The sequence below is a fragment of the Candidatus Nomurabacteria bacterium genome, from assembly GCA_020632075.1.
In the GTDB taxonomy this organism is placed as follows: Bacteria; Patescibacteriota; Minisyncoccia; order Phycocordibacterales; family UBA918; genus OLB19.
Genome location: JACKGH010000001.1, coordinates 20,050 through 38,753 on the forward strand (window position 1 = coordinate 20,050; position 18,704 = coordinate 38,753).

An 18,704-nucleotide genomic window follows, 5' to 3' on the forward strand; every position below is an offset into this window, starting at 1 on the left:
AAGAAACAGCCGGCGCCCGAAGGGCGCCGGCTGTTTCTTTGTGTTTAGTCAGCCTTCTTTCCGGTCTCGATCTCTCGTACGAGTTCGTCCATGTGTTGACGATGTTTTTCTCCAGCATCTACCATGAATTCAAGATGTGGAATATGCTTGATACGAGCTTTACGCTTGAGATAGTTACGTAGTTCAGTTGCATTTCGCTTCAAGAAAATCAACGCATCCTGCTCACGCCCGTCAGGAATGGTGGTAATGAAAATGATCGCACGACGAGCATCAGGTGAGAGGTCTACGTTGGTGACGGTAATGAGAGGGTCAGTATTAGCCTCTTGCTGAATAAAAGTCGCAGCAAGTTCTTTGATAAGTTCGGTGATCCTGATGTTGCGGTCAGACATGATTAAGTAATGACGGTGTCGTATGGCTTAAGGTAATCGCCTGGAGCGATCTCGGCTTTGGTCTCAAGTTGCATACCGAACTCGCCTTCTTCCACCTGCTGGACGTCAGACTTTGCTTGTTGAAGGTTTTTGATCACGCCAGTACCGATCTCTATATCGCGACGGAGGATCTTCACTGATTGGCCGAGTTTGATCGTTCCCTCATCAACACGGCCGCCCATGACATGAATATGTTTCTGCATGCTGAAGTGCTTAAGGATCTTTACGGTTCCAGTCTCGATCTTCTCCTCTTTCTTCGGGGTGCGGTTCTTAAGGGCTGTTTCAAGCCATTCAGAGAGTTCGTAGATGATGTCGAAGGTATCGATCTCTACACCGAGTCGTTCTGCCAGGTCTTGTGCTGGTCGCTCAACTTTCACACTGAAGCCAACAATGATCGCGTCTTCAGTTGCACTAACGTTCTGTACGTCATTTACGCTCACGTCACCAACCCCCTTGTCGATCACTTTTACAGTAATACGATCTGACTCGAATTTATCGAGCTCGTGCTCAATTGCGTCGAGTGTGCCAAGCACGTCAGCTTTAATGAGAAGAGGAACGACAGGTAGATTGTTGCGCTTCTTGGTGGTCGATTGCTCTTTATTTGTTTTGTTTTCGTGGTGGGCAGCAATTGCTACTTCTGCTTCTTTCTTACTATTTACCACGGTAAATTCTGATCCTACTTCAGGAATATCGGTAAAGCCAACAATACGAATTGGTGCAGAGAGCCCAGCCTCCTTCACGCTCTTGCCTTGAAAATCTTCCATGATACGCACTGGAGAATAGGTCTCACCAGAGACAACAAACTGACCGCTCTTGAGTGTGCCGTTGGTCACAATGAGAGTGGCGGTGTTACCGCGTTTTGGATCCATCTTGCCTTCAATGATCTTTCCGGTGGCTGCTGCGTTGGTGTCGCCGGTTAGTTCGGCGAGGTCGGCTGACAAGACTACGAGATCAAGGAGGTCTTCAATGCCTGTCCCTTGCTTGGCTGAGATCGGTGCCCAAGGAACATCGCCACCCATGCCTTCGATATAGATCTCGTGTTCGATAAGAGTGTTTTTGGTGCGCTGGATATCGGCGCCCGGCTTATCGATCTTGTTGATCGCGACAACGTATGGGATGTCGGCAGCTTTGATCGATTCAAGTGCTTCGAGGGTCTGTGGCTTTACACCATCTTCGGCAGAGACCATGAGAATTGCTACGTCTGCCACGTCAGCCCCACGTAGGCGCATTTTCTGGAATGCTTCGTGGCCAGGTGTGTCAAGGAAGGTAATGGTCTCCTCAGCACCGTCCTTGGTCTTGTGCGGTACTACATACGCTGAAAGATGCTGGGTGATACCGCCAGCTTCGCCATCGACGATGTTGCTCTTGCGGATAGTATCGAGCAAGGTCGACTTGCCGTGGTCAATATGACCCATAACCACCACGACTGGTGGTCGCTTTACTACATTTGGAGCTGCTTGTTTTGATTTTTTAGCCATAAGTATCCCGTACGTTAAAAACACCCAATGGGTGTGTAAATTAGCCAATAATTACGCCGGAGTATAGCAGAGAAAGGGGGTTGTGGCTAGGTGACTAGCCTGACGGAAACACCCGCCGCACTTTCTGTCGACACGGGTCAAGCCCTACGCTCGCGACGGCCTTTAGTAAAGAGGCTCTGCCTCTTGACAAAAAGCCTGCTCCGCGATGTCTCTCGAAAGTGCGGCTGGAGTCTCTAGGTCGTGTAAACGTTACGGTTTTCTTGACATAATTTAGTTTTTATTTATAAATAGGTCACCAATTTCTTGGGAGGATAGTACCTTGTTTAAGTCTCTCTTGACGGTGCCTGTTATTGCAACTTGTTATGCGATCTGGCCAACAGCAATTGCCTACACCGGCATAAACTCAGCCTGGGGTGGCTTCATTGCGATGTTCACCACAACGGTGGCTGTTATGGTTTGGGGGGTCGTGAGCGGCAATGTCGCAATTACTCCAGACAGTAGGTCAGTCGTTTTCATGGTGGTCGCAGGTCTGATCAACGGGATCGGAATTGTGTACCACTCAAAAGCAATGAGCGATCCTGAGGTCGTAAAGGTGATCTTTCAGCCATCAATGGCTGTCGGCATGGTGATTTTCTCTGCTTTGATCGCATGGTTCGTGCTCAAAGAGCCGGTTTCTCTCCGTCAGGGAGTCTGGCTTGCAGCAGCGGCGTTTTGCGTGGTTATGGCCACAACCCAAAAGTAATAGATGCGCTGCCTTTCACGGAAACCGAGTGGAGGGCGGTTTTCTTTTGTCTATTTGGGTGAGGTGTGGCATGATTTTGGTATGAAATTTTGGGGGAGGAAAAGTGGGGGTGCGAGCGGAGCGAGCGCCCGAGGAAAGGAAAAGGATGTCGCTGGTGAGCGGGTGTATTTAGACTGGGCGGCTGCGACGCCGCTACTGCCTGCGGCAAAAGCGGCGATGCTGCCATTTCTTGAAAATGATTTTGGTAATGCCAGTGCGATTCATCAGGAGGGGCAGGTAGCGCGGAGCGTGGAGGGCGCGCGACGGAGTCGCGCGCGCCCTCCAGGTGCGTCCAGAATTCGTCACCTTCACCTCTGGAGGCACCGAAGCGAATAATCTCTCGATCATGGGGGTAATCATGCAGCTACGACAGAATTGTCGTGAGTTCACCGACATGGAAGTGGTCACGACGCGCATCGAGCATCCCTCGGTTACGAACGCAATGGCTGCGCTTGAACGACGTGGAGTGGTGGTGAAGTATGTCGATGTGGATGAAGAAGGATTTGTGAAGCTTGACCACTTGCGAGAACTCCTTTCTGAAAAAACGGTGTTCTTCTCAGTGGCGTACGCCAACAGTGAGATTGGTGTGGTGCAGAAGTTGCATGGCATCAAGAAGGCGCTGCGAGAAGCTGAGGAGAAGTTTGGTACAAAGATCATGTTTCATCTCGATGCTGCGCAGACACCGCTGTGGTTGAATTGCCAGCTCGATGCGACGCAAGCAGATCTTCTGTCTCTGGATGCGGGGAAGTTTTGTGGACCGAAGGGGGTTGGAATACTTGTGCGCAGCCGGCGAGTAGAGTTAACGGCCGCCGCCTACGGCGGCGGCCAAGAAGCAGGCCTTCGTCCTGGTACTGAAAATGTTGCTGGAATCGTGGGAGCTGCGGTAGCGCTTGAGACTACTCAAAGAGATTGGCACGGGCGAGCGGAGCGAGCCCGTCAGGTTCGCGATGAGGGAATCAAGCGGCTTTTAGAAACTGTTCCTGGTGCAATTCTCAATGGGCCAGAAGGAGAAGATCGTCTGGCGAACAACATCAATATTTCAATTCCTGGCCTGGACACTGAGTACGCTGCCGTGTGGCTCGATAGCAAAGGTTTCGCGGTCAGTACCAAGTCTGCGTGTAGTGGCGCGGGCGGGGGAGAGAGCGTGGTGGTGAAAGCTATTTCAAACGACACTGCCCGCGCCGCCTCCACACTCCGGATCACTCTCGGTCCTGAAACAACCATCGAAGAATTAAAGAGACTTGCTGCTGAGATCGCTTCGCATCGCAGTATGATGAGAACATTGACTCAATAGTTATTCTATTGCAATATACGAAGTAACGGTACGTACTATTGAATATCAGCTCTTGTTGCATAGCTACATCGACCGATTGACAGCTGGTGCCGTATAATGAACGTAATTGATATATGCCGAATTTTCACAATTTCACAACTAAGGCGAAGGAGGCAATTAGAAAAGCACACGAATTAGCGATCGAGCGCGGACAGAATCATGTGAGTCCAGTGCATCTTTTGACTGCACTTTCAATGCAAGACGAGAGTGCGGTGATCGCGATTTTAGATCGTCTAGACGTTGATGTGATTGCGTTCACTGATCTGCTTCTTGAGGCGCTTGAAATGCCAGAATCGCAATCGACGATCTCTCAGTCGTATCAGTTGTACCTCACACCAGAACTTGCAAAGGCGTTGGAATTCTCTGGTGCCTTCGCCGAGCAACTTGGCGATTCATATGTCGGCGTAGAACACCTTTTTGTAGCAGCGCTTGAGCACCCTGGTCCAGCGATCGAGATCATGCAGCGCACCGGTGTTGACAAGAATCGTGTGATCGAAGCGATCAAGGAACTTCGTGATAGCAACGTGTCAGACGCCCAGTCGCCGAAAAAGTACCGCACGCTCACCAAGTACACCCGTAATCTCACTAAACTTGCCCAAGAGAACAAACTCGATCCAGTCATTGGTCGCGATGTCGAAGTGCAGCGTGTGATCCAGATCCTTTCACGACGCACTAAGAACAACCCGGTCCTCATTGGTGAAGCGGGAGTAGGGAAGACTGCTATTGCAGAAGGACTCGCACAGCAGATCGTGATGGGGCAGGTGCCAGAATCAGTCAAAGAAAAAGAGATCCTTTCACTCGATCTCGGCCTTTTGGTGGCGGGTACGAAGTTTCGTGGTGAATTTGAAGAACGTCTCAAGGCCGTTATGAAAGAAGTGGAGCAAGGTGCTGGCCGATTTATTTTGTTTATTGATGAACTACATACGATCGTGGGGGCAGGTCAGGCCGATGGCTCAATGGATGCTTCAAATATGCTCAAGCCAGCGCTGGCTCGTGGTGAGATCCGCGTGATCGGCGCTACTACGCTAAAGGAATACCAGAAGTATATTGAACGCGACCCGGCTCTCACTCGTCGTTTTCAGCCAGTCTATGTAAATGAACCAACCCAAGAAGATGCGATCGCGATCTTGCGAGGACTTGCGGAAAAGTATGAGCTTTACCACGGTGTTCGCATCACTGATGATGCGATCGTGGCAGCGGTGAATCTTTCTTCTCGCTACATCACCGATCGTTTTCTTCCAGACAAGGCAGTCGACCTGATCGACGAAGCAGCATCTGCACTCCGTATATCACTTGAGAACAAACCTGAAGAATTGATCGAGACCGACCGACTGATCCGTCGCCTGGAGATCGAGCGTGAGGCGCTCCGAAAAGAAGTCGAGACGACTGAACACAAGAAGAAAGTGAAAGATCGTATCAAGGAGATCGAGAAGGAAATCGGGGAATACAAAGAAACTACCTCAAACCTTGAAACTAAGTGGAATAATGAAAAAGAGGCGCTTGGTGAGATCAGTAAGCTCAAGAAAGAGCTTGAAGAGTTGCGTATGGAAGCTGATACAGCTGAGGCGACCGCAGACTTGATTCGTGCTGCTGAGATTCGCTACGATACTATCCCGACCGTACAAAAGGAACTCGACGTGAAGCTCCGTCGCTTGAAGAAGTTGCAGCGCACTCGCAGGCTTCTCAAGGAAGAAGTAACCGAGGAAGAGATTGCTGGCGTGGTCTCACGTTGGACGGGTATCCCGGTTTCTCGCATGCTCGAAGCAGAGGTACAGAAACTTGCCCGTATGGAAGAAGTGCTGCATGAGAAGGTGATTGGTCAGGATGAAGCAGTAAAGCTCGTGTCAGACGCGATCAAGCGTTCACGAGCGGGTATTGCTGATCCGAATCGTCCGATTGGCTCATTCCTCTTTCTTGGACCGACTGGAGTGGGTAAGACTGAACTTTCACGCGCCCTTGCTGAGTTTATGTTCAATGATCCAGATTCGCTCGTGCGGATCGATATGTCTGAATTTATGGAGAAGCACTCAGTTTCTAAGATCATTGGTTCGCCGCCTGGCTATGTGGGACACGATGAAGGAGGTTCGATCACCGAGAAAGTACGCCATCGTCCGTACGCGGTGATCTTGCTTGACGAGATCGAAAAGGCACATCCTGAAGTGTTTAACATCCTCTTGCAGGTACTTGACTCGGGTCATTTGACTGACGCAAAAGGTCGCAAGGTGAACTTCAAGAACACGGTCATTATTATGACCTCAAACATCGGCGCGGAGCATATCAATCGCATGTCGAACTTTGGCTTTGCTGACGATCACGGTGAGGAAGCTCAATTCGTGCAGGCGAAGGACAAGGTGATGGATAGTCTCAAGGAATATTTCCGACCAGAATTCCTTAATCGTCTTGATGAGATCATTACCTTTGAGCTGCTTTCACAAGATGATCTGGCTAAGATCGTTGAGATCCAGGTCAATGATGTGGTAGCACGACTGGCGAAGAAGGAGATCGTACTTACAGTGACGCAGGAAGTAAAAGATTACTTGGCCAAGGAAGGATATGATCCAAAGTACGGCGCTCGACCACTACGTCGTGTGATCCAGAATAAGATTCTTACTCCAGTCGCTAATATGATGGTAGGGGAGGGAATGCTTCAAGGTGGTACGGTCAAAGTATCGCTAAAGAAGGGCGAGTTAGACTTCGATATAAAGAAAAAGGGCCGCCGCAACGCGGCGGCCCCAAAGAAGGCTGCTAAGACCACCGCCAAGAAACGCGAGGCAGTCACAGCATAAAGATAGACAAAAGAACCAAAAGAAAACCACCAAAAGGTGGCTTTCTTTTGGTGGCAGGTTTCATTTTTGCGGTCGCTTCATCAAGAAATTCAAGAGAAGATCAAGTAGACGTCGCAGTGCAGCCAGAAGTATCACCACAGTCAGGCCAAGCGAGAGGAATGGAATTGTTTCTGATAGCACCCACTCAATTGCACCGCTGGTTTCCGAGGGTGCAACAGGCCAAAGGTGATGAGTTATGCGAACCCAAGCATATCCGGCTCCAAGGCCAATCGGTGTGGCGGTCAAGAGACCGAACAGTACTTGCTCTTTCGTTGATCCTTGGCCGATCAAAATGATCTTGAAGGCTACCCAGATCGCAAAGATAAATGCGAATTGTACGGTCGCGACTGAGATCGCTTCGGGACTAACAGAGTCCATGTTGTTCTCCAATGGCGGAAATGTACTTTTGTGTCAGGATATGCCCTCGGTTGATCAAAGTCAATTCTTTGCCAAGCTTTCTAAAAAGAGAAAGGGTGCTTATGTAAACAGAAACCGCTCAAACAGAACGGTCTCCGTTTGAGCGGTGTGTTGATGATCTCAACCGAGACTGGCGAGTCCATCAGGGAAGAGTACTGAGGCGATGAAATGCATGAACGTCGGCTCGAAGTTGGGTTTCGTGTTTGCCTTCTGGAAATCACGGAAGCGTACCCAGAGGGCTTCACCCTTCTCGGGAACAGCTTCGAGAAAATCTTGCAGATGTTCGTCCCCGAGGGAACTTCTGGCGGCCGTGAATGCTGCCACGAGCCCGAAGATTCCGTCGGTCTTCTCTTCGATCAGTGCTTGCAGGTTGGACATTACTGTCTCCTCAGTCAGATGGATTTATAAGAGCGCCTAAAACATGATTAGGTAACAAAACAATACACTAAAAATAGTGTATTGTCAAGATCTGTGCACTGAAATGATGAAGGTTAGAACCAGTGTCATTGAGTCCGACTATGTGTTTTTTGCCTAGTTTTGTAAAAGGGTAATCCAAATGTTTTTGTGCTACTCTTTAGAAAATGAACGATATATTCGCTGAAGAGAATAGTAAGGAAACAAAACAGCCTCCGAAGAGTCTTATTTTTACTGTCGTAGCCGTCGTTATTGGTTCTGTTGTGGGAGGATTTGTTTACGACGCAGTTTTAAAAGAGGCGATTTTTGGTCCAGAACAAAAGCCCTATAGGGAGATAACGTACGATGAGCCAGTTAGTGACGACGGGAAAATTGTTTCTTCTGACGATCCTGATGGTTGGGTTTTGTACAGAACTGAAGATAGAGGTTTTGAAGTGCTGTTTCCAACTAAACCAGAATATCAGATGGGTTCTCAACTCGTAGCGGGTACTGATGTCACTGTGAGAGTTCACATTTATTCTTCTGAGGCGGATAAACTCTTCTACGTGGTGGGGGCTAATACTATTCCTGTAGATGATAACGAACCAATAGAGTGGGGTCGTACTGATTTAGACAATATGGTTCAAGGGACGTTGAACAATATTCCGTATGCTCGGGTAACAGGTAAGGAATATGTTGATTTTAATGGCATTGAAGCCGTTGACTTGAAAACAGTAGACGATCAGTTGGGTTACCACCTTCGATATTTCATGTTTGGTTACGGTGACAAAACTTATTCACTTGGGGTTGTTTCAGAGGAGGGCGCTATCCCAGAAAGGGACTTCAAAAAGTTCACTGAGTCATTCAACTTAATTCATCAAGATTTAACTGATTAAGTTCTAACCTTCAATCCTCCCTAACAAAATTACCCCTATTTCTAGGGGTAATTTTGGATGTGCGCCGAGTTGGATTCGAACCAACGTAGACATAAGTCAACGGATTTACAGTCCGTCGCGATTGACCACTCCGCCATCGACGCAGGTCTATGTAATTGTGACTTGCTTAAACAAGTTGCACTAAAATACCACAACTGATTGCTTTTTCAAAGCCTCTGCATGGTATTATTTTGGTAATGAAAAAATATTACATCCCATTTTTTGTGTTTGCGTTGTTGGTGGTGCCAACCGCCGCGTCAGCTGCTGGATTCATTCCTTGTGGTGGTGATGGACAGCCAGAGTGTCAGGCCTGCCATTTTGTTGAGTTGGGCAACAAGCTTATCGTTTGGCTTATCGGAATTTTGATGGTGGTGTTTGCTTTTATCATGGCAACTGCTGGCTGGGGTCTAGTGACTTCTGGCGGGAATCCTCAAGCAAAGACCGCCGCAAAGGATAAGTTCACCAATGCGATCATTGGTCTCGTGATCGTACTGGCTGCATGGCTGTTGATCGATACGCTCATGAAAATGCTTCTTACTCCTGGCGCAAAGAGTCTTACAACGCTTGGTCCGTGGAATCAGGTTGAGTGTACCAAGCAACCAGAGGTCAAGGCTGCGACGGTGGCGTGGGGTGGTGATCCTGGTAGTTTGTATGGTAATTCAGAAGTAGTATCGACAGCAGTGTGTTTGACGGCGAACTGTGTCGACGAGATCGCAGCCTGTGAAGATAAAGGTTTGATTGCTGAACGAGACATTCCGACCAACAAGGTTAATTGCTGGGACATCAAGGTGGGGGCACCCGCTCCGCTTACCGGTACTCCGCCGATTGCGTGTAGTGGTGGTGAGTGTACTGACTTGACTGGTTTGGTACCTTGTAAGGCTGGTTCAGGCTGTTCGATTTCTCCAGATATGGCACTGAAACTGGCCGATTTTCACGCTGACGCTGCAGTGGCAGGGGCGCGTATTACAGAGGCTATGCCCCCAACTCGCACACACCGATCATCATGCCACACCGAAGGGACCTGTATTGACTACAGTAAGGTTGGTGGTATGACCCCAGCAGAGGTGAACAGTGTGATTGCGTCAGCTGTCGCAAACGACCTTCGTCCGGTGTATGAGGTTGGCACACCTGCTGAGAAGCAAGCTTTGGTTGACGGTGGTGTACCGGCTGAGTATATCAAGACACTCGGAAGTCATATTTCAGCACCACACTTCTCGATCTACGGATATTAGGAAAGAGGGAAAAGAAATACAAAGGGCCGGGCGCTTCGCGCCCGGCCTTTTGCGTTTGTTATGCTCACTTACTCACAATTTACACAAAAGTAAGTGCTATTATTTACAGTATGTACTTGTCAGTTCTACTCACCGTAGTGCTCTTTAAAGATAATAGTTATGTTCAGTATTAAAAACCTCTCTCGTATTATTGGTTTGATGACGCTCGTGTTACTGCTGGTGCCGTTTGCTGATGTGCAAGCTGCTTGTTCGCGCGGTGTCATAAGCGCAAATCCACAGAGCATTAGTGAAGGCATTGATTCACGGCTCACCTGGCTCATTAATGATGCGTACATCGGCATGGTAACTGGTGTAAACGTCACAGGGTTTGGTAGTGTCGGCCCGGCTGGTGCCCCAACGGTGAATCCGGCAGTGACGACCACTTACACCATGACAGCTAGTTTTAACGACGGTGTAGTCGAGAGTTGTTCAGCTACGGTGTACGTGGGAGAGGAAGCTCCTGACTTTGGTAGTATTGAGCTGCTCGATCAGCTTTTTACGCCTGACTCTGAAAATCAATGGTTTAAGCCTTGGGATAGTCCGTATACAGAGGCTGATCTTAAATCAGATGATAATGGCCGCTTGGTAAATGTAACCGTGCAGAATAAAGTGGTCGGTGCTGGTGAAGGTAGTATATACCCGATCTTCGTATTGAGAGATAGTCAAGGGACATTGGTTGATCTGGTATACGGTGACATGGAAAAAGCGACACAGAAATACGTTTTTTCTGATGATGTGAATACGTATCCAGCCGGAACCCCCGTAGTGCAAAATGATGATGGAACGGTTACTTCAGAATATAAGATACTCAAGACAGGTGAAGCGTATGAATTTACTGGAATGGCGTTTGATAAAACCCAGGTCGATCTGCCGCAGGTTTTTAATGTGATCAATGAGATCACAGGTACTGGTGAGATCCCTGAAGGTGCTGGCTTACCACCACAGAGCACAGTATTCACAATGGTGCTTTCAAATGGTGGTGTGATACAGCCAGACGGTTCCGTGTGTCCTGATCCTGCGTGTGCAGTCAATGACGCTGACGGCATTCCTGCTGGACCGGGTGCCCCCGCAACCCCGATCGACCTGGCAGACCCAGCTGATCCAGTAAACCCAGTGCAGCCGGCTCCAGCTCCCAATGTAACTCCGATGCAACAGATGGTACCGATCGGTGCTCCAAAACCGTGTGTTGACCCAGGCTTTAATGGTTGGATGTGTCTTAAGTTGCGATATGGTGCAACCCCATACACAGTAACTGCTCGCTACAATCTGACTGCTGGAGGGCAGACTGATACGGTGATCTGGTTCTCGGGCGGCGGGGGTACAACAATTAATAGGACCGTTTCTGGCGGAGCCGCTGTGCAGGATAGATTGGCAGCTGAAAATGTACGCTCTATCGATATTCAATTCACAAATACAGATCCAGATATCTGGAGTAGTGGTACTCTCAATCCGACGTTGGCTGGGCTGCCTGACAAGTCTGCCTTGGTTGCTTCCATTACAGATTACTTAGTTGATAATGGTTTCACGGCTGGAAAAAAAGCTAAAATTGCAGCCGGTAGCTTTGGTACATTGCTTACAAGTTATGCTCTTGCGTACCATGGTCTTGAGAGTAATGTCGACGAGGTCGTGCTGTCTTCAGGTCCGATGGGATTCAGTTTTTCTCAGGAATTGCATGATGTAAGTTCCCCAATATATCTTGATCCTTCTGTTAAGCTGGGTCCAACTCCGGTGGTTGATATTGTTAAAGCAGCTAATGCCTGGAATGTGATACCTGCTTGTAATCCGGGAGTGACACCGTGTCCAGAGAACGACGCTGTCTCAATGTTTGATGCTACGGGAGTACCGTTTCCTGGCGTTGATGTTGTGTATCCGGGAGTGGAAGTCCATACAATTTTGGGAGGGAAAGACGTGCCATGGTTTTTGGCTTCAAATGCATATTGGAATGTGCGTATAAGTGCAGCAGCACGAACAACAGATATATTTCCAAGTCTTGGTCACGATTTATACTTCAATAGTGACGTACAAGATTTGGTTGTAAATTATTTAGTGGCAATGAGCCCGAGCGATCCGATCAACCCCGCTAATCCAGCCAACCCCGCCAACCCCGCTAATCCAGCCAACCCCGCCAACCCCGCTAATCCAGCCAACCCAGGAGACTCTGCGAATCCTGCCAACCCTGGAGACCCTGCAAACCCAGTCAATCCTGGAGATCCAGCGCCAGTGCCGCTCGCGCCAGATCCTTCGATTGCGCTTAACAATAGCTCTTTTTCAAGTGTCTCTTCTTTGCCTCCTGCTCCACCGGTAGGGAGTGCGCCCGCTGATGGAGGATTAGTCCCTTGTGGTGGTCCAGGTGAGGAGCCGTGTAAAAGCTGTCATGTGGTACAGCTTGTGAACAATGTTTCTAAGTGGTTGGTCGGGATCATGATGATTGTCTTTGCGATCATGGTGGTTGTCTCTGGTATCTTGCTTACTTCGTCAACCGGTAATCCTGAAATGAAGGTTGCAACGAGGCGTCGTATTGCCAATGCTGCGGTGGGCCTCATTATTGTGCTGGCGGCTTGGATACTAATTGATACGGTCATGAAAATATTGCTTAAGACCGGTCCAGGAAGCTTGGGTCCATGGAACGAGATCCAGTGTACAGTACAGCCGCTCGTGAATGATGCAATGTACGCTTGGGGCGGTGATCCAAGTAACCTGTATGGAAACTCTTCAGTGATCGATACTACACTTTGTGCTGCCGGTGCGGGTGGGAACACTGACTGTGAAGCTTTGATCAATAATTGTCAGCGTAGTGGCTATACACCGACAGTTGATAAGAGCAATCCGGCAAATTACGTTGTGAACTGTATTGAATTGCGTGTTGGTTCTCCAGCCCCTCTGCCAGGAGCAACGCCAGTTTCGTGTTCTGGTAGTGAGTGTACACCACTTGATCCAGCAATGTGTAAGGATCTGAATAGTTGCTCGATCTCACCTGACCTGCAACCGAAGCTCGATAGTATGCATACCGCAGTTGCTGCACTTGGTGGTCGTGTTTCTGAGGCTATGCCACCGACGTACAATCATATTTCAAAGTGTCACAACAATGGTACTTGTATTGATTACAGTAAGGTTGGTGGTTTCGATGCTGGTGAAATCAATGCAGTGATTGCGGCAGCAGTAGCGAATGATCTTCGACCAGTGTATGAAGTGCATACTGAGGCTGATAAAAAAGTGCTCGTAGAAGCAGGTGTGCCAGCTGAGTACATTGTTTCGCTTGGCAGTCACATTTCTGCACCGCACTTCTCGATCTACGGATATTAGAGACAAAAGCTGAAACACAAAAGGCCGGGCGCTTCGCGCCCGGCCTTTTGTGTTTGCGGGTCCACGAGGACTCGAATCTTACAGATTCTGTGCAGCGTTTGGATATTTTGTTCGCAAGCTCCAAAATATCTCAAACCGCTTTTCGAGCCCTCGGGCAGTCATTTGAAAAAACCAACCACAAGGGTTGATTCTTTCAAATAATGCGGGTCCACGAGGACTCGAACCTCGGCCGACGGTTTTGGAGACCGTTGTTCTACCACTAAACTATAGACCCAAATTTGTTGTGCGAGTAATACTAGCCAAACTGAGCTTAAAACGCAACTGTGCTATTCGGCGAGAAATTCCGCTACGCGCCGAAAGATCGCTTCGCGATCTTTCGGCGCGTACCATTCAATTTCATCATCGCGTTTTAGCCAGGTCATCTGTCGCTTGGCAAACTGGCGGATCTTCGTTTCGAGTTCGGTCACCATTTCATCTTCTGGTAGTTCACCTTTGAGAAGTTTAGCGAGATAGCGATACTCGAGACCAAGATCATTCATACGCTCGAATGACACACCCTCAGCATGGAGCCGTTTCGCTTCATCAACCATACCGTCCTTCATGCGCTCAATGAGACGAATATGAATATTGCTGTGGAGTGTTTCTTTGGAAAGGTCGACACCGAGCACGAGCCAGTCATATGGAGACTCAGGGCTGGTTTCAGTCGGGACTGATCCAAGCGCGTCGACGATCTCTAGGGCGCGTATGATACGGCGCTTGTTGTGCGCGTCGATCGTCTCGGCACGGGCTGGGTCTGCAATTTGTAATTTCTCAAAGAGTGCTTCGGCCGGAAGAAGTTCGAGTTCGCCGCGCAACTGTTCGTTTGGCTCGACTGGAGCGGTGCTCGACTTGCCTCGGAGCTGATCGAGGTAAAAGAAGCTACCGCCGGCAATGACCGGGCACAAGCCGCGCTTCTGGATATCCAGAAGCGCGGCTTGTGCATCTCGCTGCCAATCTGCAGCAGTGTACACATTAGTCGGTGCTGTCACATCAAGCAGATGATGCGGCACACCGTCCATTTCTTCCGTCGTGACCTTTCCAGATCCAATATTGAGTCCAGTGTATACCTGGCGTGAGTCAGCCGAAATCACTTCGCCATTGAATTTCTTGGCGATATCTATAGAGAGTGAGGTTTTGCCTGAGGCAGTTGGTCCCACAATAGCAATGACTTTTGGCTTCTGCATAGAGCTGAGTGTAGCAAAAACAGCTTGTAATACAATGGTGTGGTATGATGTCTGCGATTAATTCGTAATTCTATCTATGAACATGGAACATGCATGTAAATGTGGGGAAGCTGTTGTATACGCACCGTTGACGGTCGGTGACGCTGTACCTGAGGAACTCGATTTCCCGGTACTGCACAATGACGAAGAAAAGCAGATGAGTTTTAAGGAGCTTCGCGGGAAGTGGGCTGTGCTGGTTTTCTATCCAAAAGACTTTACCTTTATTTGTCCTACTGAGCTCGAAGATATGCAGAAGCATTATGAAGCGTTTACCGCAGAAGGTGCAGAAGTGATCTCAGTTTCAACTGACACGATCGAAGTGCATAAAGCATGGCACGACAACTCACCAGCAATCAAGACACTCACGTACCCGATGGCAGCCGATCCAGCACATGTACTGTCTGAAGTATTTGGTGTACTGATCCCTGAAGCAGGAGTAACACACCGTGCGACGTTTATCATTGATCCGGAAGGAGTGATTCGCTGTATTGAGATCAATCACGATGCAATTGGTCGCAGTGCGAAGGAAACGCTCCGCAAGATGAAGGCAGCAAAGCATGTAAACGAACATCCGGGAAATGTCTGTCCAGCCAGCTGGGAAGAAGGAGATGAGACTTTGAAGCCAGGTCTTGATCTGGTTGGGAAGATCTAGGAACTAGAAAGTATAAAGGCCGGGGCGCTTCGCGCCCCGGCCTTTATACTTTGTGCCTCGGGAGGGAGTCGAACCCTCAAGCCTTACGGCATACGATTTTGAGTCGTACGTGTATACCAATTCCACCACCGAGGCGGGTGATAGGTGACAGTGAGTGTACCAGAAAAAACATGGAATGAGAACAACTCTTTCTTAACATCAAAATAGCCCACCGTATCAACAGGGGCTAAGTGTTCGGTCGTTTCAAGCTCTCTCGAGAGGAATCTCTGTATCCCAAGCCCCATCCCGCTTTTCAATGAACAACATGACCGGCCTTGTGAGCTCGAGGCGTATCTGCCCCAATTCAATGAACCACTCCTTCGTTGTTGTAAAAAGCTCATCAGGAACGGTCATGTGGACATGTCCTACCGGGGGATTCTTGAAACTCACTACGTTTTTAGCTTCATCGTCAAAGCCAAATTCTCCACCAGAACAAAACAGGTTGTCGGCAAAGGAGTCGCAGAAGAGTTCTGCCTGTTTGTCGTTCTCCAGTGCAGTCAGTTTGAATCCAATGCACTCGTCACCTTTGATGAGTAGGTGGCAAGTAACGCTAAGTTCGTTGTCATTTGTTGACATTTATCACCTCCAGTGGTTCCCGTACATCTGGTTTGCATAGTACAGATATCAGGTATTTAACGCAAGAATAGTAAGAAACTGATTGATCAAACAAGTATGTTAGAATACAGGCATATCGAGTATGTAGAGCTCGGAGGTAATATTTGTTATGGCATTTCAAGGTGATTCAATATACTGGGTGGAAGTAGAGAAGGTTGTTCCTAATCCGTTTCAGCCAAGACGAGAATTTGATCAGAACAAGCTGCAAGAACTGGCAGATTCTATTCGCATGTACGGCGTGCTACAGCCACTCACAGTGACGCGCAAGGAGATCCAACGTGAAGATGGAACGTTTTACTCAGAATACGAACTGATTGCAGGAGAGCGTCGTATGCGCGCAAGTAAATTGGCCGGTGTCGCACAGGTGCCAGTGATTATTCGTGAAGGGGAGCAGAGCGAACAAGAAAAGCTCGAACTTGCGATCATTGAGAACTTGCAGCGTGAGGATCTCAATGCGGTTGATCGTGCTCTCGCATTTCGCCAGCTCGCAGATGCGTTTGGGCTGTCACATGCACAGGTAGCGCAGAAAGTCGGTCGCAGTCGTGAGTATGTTTCGAATTCCATTCGTCTTCTTGGTTTGCCTGATCATATGCTGGATTCGCTCAAGATCGCTGACATGATGGAAGGGCATGCCCGCACGCTTCTCATGCTCACTGATCGCCCTGAAGAGCAAGAAGTGGTCTATAAAGAGATCTTGCTAAAAAAGCTCTCAGTACGCGAAGTAGAGCGTATTGTGCGCAAGATCGCGACTGATAAAGTACGTAAAAAGAACCCGCTTGAATTTGATGAGAGTCTCATCGAATTTGAAAAGAAATTTACCGAGACGCTCGGTACTCGGGTACAGATCCAAAAGACTGACTTCGGTGGCAAGCTCACTATTGACTACTTTTCAGAGGAAGACTTGGAAGCCATTTTGCAGCGCATGGCAGCTGAAGTTGCCGCGTCTCAGCCAGTTGAGTCAACAACATATGAAATGGTCAATCGACTTACAGAGCACACCCCACTTTCTGTAGATGAAGAAAGCGTTGAGTCTGCAAGCTACGAGCAGTCGCGGTCAGTGCAAGAGATGTCCGTACGAGAGCCGCAGTTTATTGTGACTCGAGCGGTGACCTATCTAACTACGCCAGTACCTGAACCAGTGCAAGAAGAGGCCGTAGATGATTCAGGATCGCTTGCAAGTTACATCCAACGCCCACCTGAGCCATCGTTTACGCCTCGGCGTGAGCCTTCATTTGTGGCGCAGAGTTTTGATGAGCCTGTGTCTGAGCCAGCTCCAGAAAAACAGCCTGAGTCACCTCAGTCAGACGACAGTGGTCTCTACTCAATTCGAAACTTTACTGTTTAGGGTGTTCACCATGATCAAGTGCGGTCTTGATCTTGCGTCTCGCAAGTGATGTTTTTGCAAAGTCGAGCCACTTTTGGCTTGGTTGCGCTGATTTTCGTGTTTCGATCTCAACGATATCTCCATTACGGAGTTCAGTGCTGAGTGAGACTAGCTTGCGGTTTACTTTCGCGCCAAAGGTGTGTTCACCAACTTCTGAGTGAATTGCATAGGCAAAATCGATCGGAGTTGCGCCAACGGGGAGGTCAACCACGTCACCGGTCGGAGTGAAGACAAAGATGCGGTTTGAGAAAAAGTCTGACTGTGCGTCTTCAACGAACTCTCGTGTGGAATTTTTTGAATCAGGATTATAGGTTTGACCAATTTGCGATATCCAGCGAGGAATTTTCTGAAAGTGAGGAGTGGTTGCTTGCTCTGCGAGATTCTCTTCAAAATCTGCATCACGTCGAGCGAAGGGTTTGAAGAGTCCTGGAACGAGTGCTGAGAACATAGAGGGTTTACGGTTGTCGCTTACCGATGGTTGTTTGTAGAAAATGTGTGATGCTACACCAAACTCAGCCTCTTGGTGCATTTGTCTGGTGCGGATCTGGATCTCTAAGATCACACCGTTTTGAGTGGTGACTGTGGTGTGGAGTGATTGGTAGCCATTTGGCTTCGGGAATGCGATGTAGTCTTTGACACGCTGGGGAAGTGGACGCCAGAGTTCGTGCACGATACCGAGGGTGCGGTAACAATCTTCGACAGAATTTACGACCACACGCATGGCCATAAGGTCGTAGATCGAGTCGATGCTCCACTCTTTTCGTTTCAGCTTATTGTAGAGGCTGTATTTTCCTTTGACACGGTATGAGGTGTGAAAATCAGTGAAACCAACGTCGGCGAGTTTCTTTTGGAGCACCTTTCGTTCGCGTTCCAATATCTCGTTCGCGTTTCCAAAGCGGCTCTTGAGTGATTCAGCGACACGCTTGGCTTCTTCGGGGTAGACAAATGGAAACGCCAGGTCTTCGAGTTCTTTGCGAAGCTTACCCATTCCAAGTCGATGCGCTACTGGCACGTAGATCTCGAGCGTCTCCCGTGCGATACGCTGCTGCTTTTCTTCAGGTACGTGGTGGAGTGTCTCCATATTATGAAGACGGTCAACGAGTTTGATGATGAGGACACGGATGTCTTGGCTCGTTGCTACAAACAGCTTGCGCAGACTTTCGTTGTGACGATCAGTGCCATAGTAACGAACCGAAGAGAGCTTGGTGACTCCTTCCACTAAGAAGAGAACTTCTTCACCGAATTCTTTCTTGATATCTTCTGAAGTAACCGGAGTATCTTCGATCGTGTCATGGAGGAGTCCAGCGCAAATGGTGCGTGGACCCATACCCATCTCGGCTAGCTTGTGGCCAACCGCAGCAACATGAATCATATACGGGTCACCAGAGTAGCGCTTGTGTCCTTCGTGGGCTTTGGCGGCGTAGTCATACGCTTTTGTTACTAACGCTCGATCAGCGTCGCTTGGTTCATTGAGTTGCGCAATGATATCTTCTGCAGAGTGCATCGTTTGATTGTAGGACGTGATGTGAGTCTTGGCAAGATTTTGGATACAAATAGGAAAAAGACGGCGGGCCCCTTCGGGGCCCGC

The 18,704-nt window shown here is 48.8% G+C and carries 15 protein-coding genes and 3 tRNA genes; 8 read left to right on the top strand and 10 right to left on the bottom strand.

Going from position 1 to position 18,704, the window contains the following annotated elements:
• Positions 1-44: 44 nt before the first annotated feature.
• Positions 45-389: a ribosome-binding factor A gene (locus tag H6786_00130; GenBank protein ID MCB9815779.1), complete on the bottom strand. Its 345-nt coding sequence runs from the start codon at positions 387-389 to the stop codon at positions 45-47.
• A 2-nt stretch (positions 390-391) separates the two neighbouring features.
• Positions 392-1,906, bottom strand: coding sequence for a translation initiation factor IF-2 (gene infB, locus H6786_00135; GenBank protein MCB9815780.1), 1,515 nt, complete (start codon positions 1,904-1,906; stop codon positions 392-394).
• A 319-nt stretch (positions 1,907-2,225) separates the two neighbouring features.
• On the opposite strand from infB, the gene H6786_00140 reads away from it, so the two are divergent.
• The 3 genes from H6786_00140 (at position 2,226) to H6786_00150 (ending at position 6,806) form a co-directional block, all read left to right on the top strand.
• On the top strand, positions 2,226-2,648 hold the full coding sequence (locus H6786_00140) for a hypothetical protein (protein ID MCB9815781.1): 423 nt from the start codon (positions 2,226-2,228) through the stop codon (positions 2,646-2,648).
• A gap of 325 nt (positions 2,649-2,973) precedes the next feature.
• Positions 2,974-3,981 carry an aminotransferase class V-fold PLP-dependent enzyme gene (locus H6786_00145; protein MCB9815782.1) on the top strand — a complete coding sequence of 336 codons (1,008 nt, stop codon included), beginning with the start codon at positions 2,974-2,976 and terminating at the stop codon, positions 3,979-3,981.
• Between the two features lie 113 nt (positions 3,982-4,094).
• Entirely contained in the window at positions 4,095-6,806 is a 2,712-nt protein-coding gene (locus H6786_00150; GenBank protein MCB9815783.1) for an AAA family ATPase, read from the top strand.
• A gap of 60 nt (positions 6,807-6,866) precedes the next feature.
• On the opposite strand, the gene H6786_00155 is transcribed toward H6786_00150, so the two are convergent.
• Both H6786_00155 and H6786_00160 read right to left on the bottom strand, forming a co-directional pair.
• Positions 6,867-7,223, bottom strand: a complete 357-nt coding sequence (locus H6786_00155) for a hypothetical protein (protein MCB9815784.1) — start codon at positions 7,221-7,223, stop codon at positions 6,867-6,869.
• 159 nt (positions 7,224-7,382) lie between these two features.
• The gene (locus H6786_00160; protein ID MCB9815785.1) at positions 7,383-7,640 is read right to left on the bottom strand and encodes a hypothetical protein; all 258 of its coding nucleotides are present in this window, start codon (positions 7,638-7,640) and stop codon (positions 7,383-7,385) included.
• A 203-nt stretch (positions 7,641-7,843) separates the two neighbouring features.
• Between H6786_00160 and H6786_00165 the strand changes: the two genes are divergently transcribed.
• Positions 7,844-8,551, top strand: coding sequence for a hypothetical protein (locus H6786_00165; GenBank protein MCB9815786.1), 708 nt, complete (start codon positions 7,844-7,846; stop codon positions 8,549-8,551).
• Between the two features lie 60 nt (positions 8,552-8,611).
• Here the strand turns inward: H6786_00165 and H6786_00170 are convergent.
• Positions 8,612-8,694: transfer RNA gene (locus tag H6786_00170), tRNA-Tyr, on the bottom strand.
• A gap of 93 nt (positions 8,695-8,787) precedes the next feature.
• Between H6786_00170 and H6786_00175 the strand changes: the two genes are divergently transcribed.
• Both H6786_00175 and H6786_00180 read left to right on the top strand, forming a co-directional pair.
• Positions 8,788-9,822 (top strand): hypothetical protein, encoded by a 1,035-nt coding sequence (locus tag H6786_00175; protein ID MCB9815787.1) that lies wholly within the window; start codon positions 8,788-8,790, stop codon positions 9,820-9,822.
• Between the two features lie 159 nt (positions 9,823-9,981).
• Positions 9,982-13,164, top strand: coding sequence for a hypothetical protein (locus H6786_00180; protein MCB9815788.1), 3,183 nt, complete (start codon positions 9,982-9,984; stop codon positions 13,162-13,164).
• 203 nt (positions 13,165-13,367) lie between these two features.
• Here the strand turns inward: H6786_00180 and H6786_00185 are convergent.
• Both H6786_00185 and miaA read right to left on the bottom strand, forming a co-directional pair.
• A tRNA-Trp gene (locus tag H6786_00185) sits at positions 13,368-13,438 on the bottom strand.
• Between the two features lie 52 nt (positions 13,439-13,490).
• Positions 13,491-14,387, bottom strand: a complete 897-nt coding sequence (gene miaA / locus H6786_00190) for a tRNA (adenosine(37)-N6)-dimethylallyltransferase MiaA (GenBank protein MCB9815789.1) — start codon at positions 14,385-14,387, stop codon at positions 13,491-13,493.
• A gap of 82 nt (positions 14,388-14,469) precedes the next feature.
• Here miaA and H6786_00195 point away from each other — a divergent pair, with 82 nt between their 5' ends.
• Complete coding sequence (locus H6786_00195; GenBank protein MCB9815790.1) at positions 14,470-15,078, top strand: redoxin domain-containing protein; 609 nt, start codon at positions 14,470-14,472, stop codon at positions 15,076-15,078.
• Positions 15,079-15,131: 53 nt separating this feature from the next.
• Here H6786_00195 and H6786_00200 read toward each other — a convergent pair.
• Both H6786_00200 and H6786_00205 read right to left on the bottom strand, forming a co-directional pair.
• Positions 15,132-15,213, bottom strand: a tRNA-Leu gene (locus H6786_00200).
• A gap of 108 nt (positions 15,214-15,321) precedes the next feature.
• Entirely contained in the window at positions 15,322-15,693 is a 372-nt protein-coding gene (locus tag H6786_00205; GenBank protein ID MCB9815791.1) for a hypothetical protein, read from the bottom strand.
• A gap of 148 nt (positions 15,694-15,841) precedes the next feature.
• Between H6786_00205 and H6786_00210 the strand changes: the two genes are divergently transcribed.
• A complete protein-coding gene (locus H6786_00210; protein MCB9815792.1) occupies positions 15,842-17,077 on the top strand; it encodes a ParB/RepB/Spo0J family partition protein in 1,236 nt (411 codons plus the stop codon).
• On the opposite strand, the gene H6786_00215 is transcribed toward H6786_00210, so the two are convergent.
• On the bottom strand, positions 17,067-18,620 hold the full coding sequence (locus H6786_00215; protein ID MCB9815793.1) for a bifunctional (p)ppGpp synthetase/guanosine-3',5'-bis(diphosphate) 3'-pyrophosphohydrolase: 1,554 nt from the start codon (positions 18,618-18,620) through the stop codon (positions 17,067-17,069). The genes H6786_00210 and H6786_00215 overlap by 11 nt on opposite strands.
• Positions 18,621-18,704: the final 84 nt, after the last annotated feature.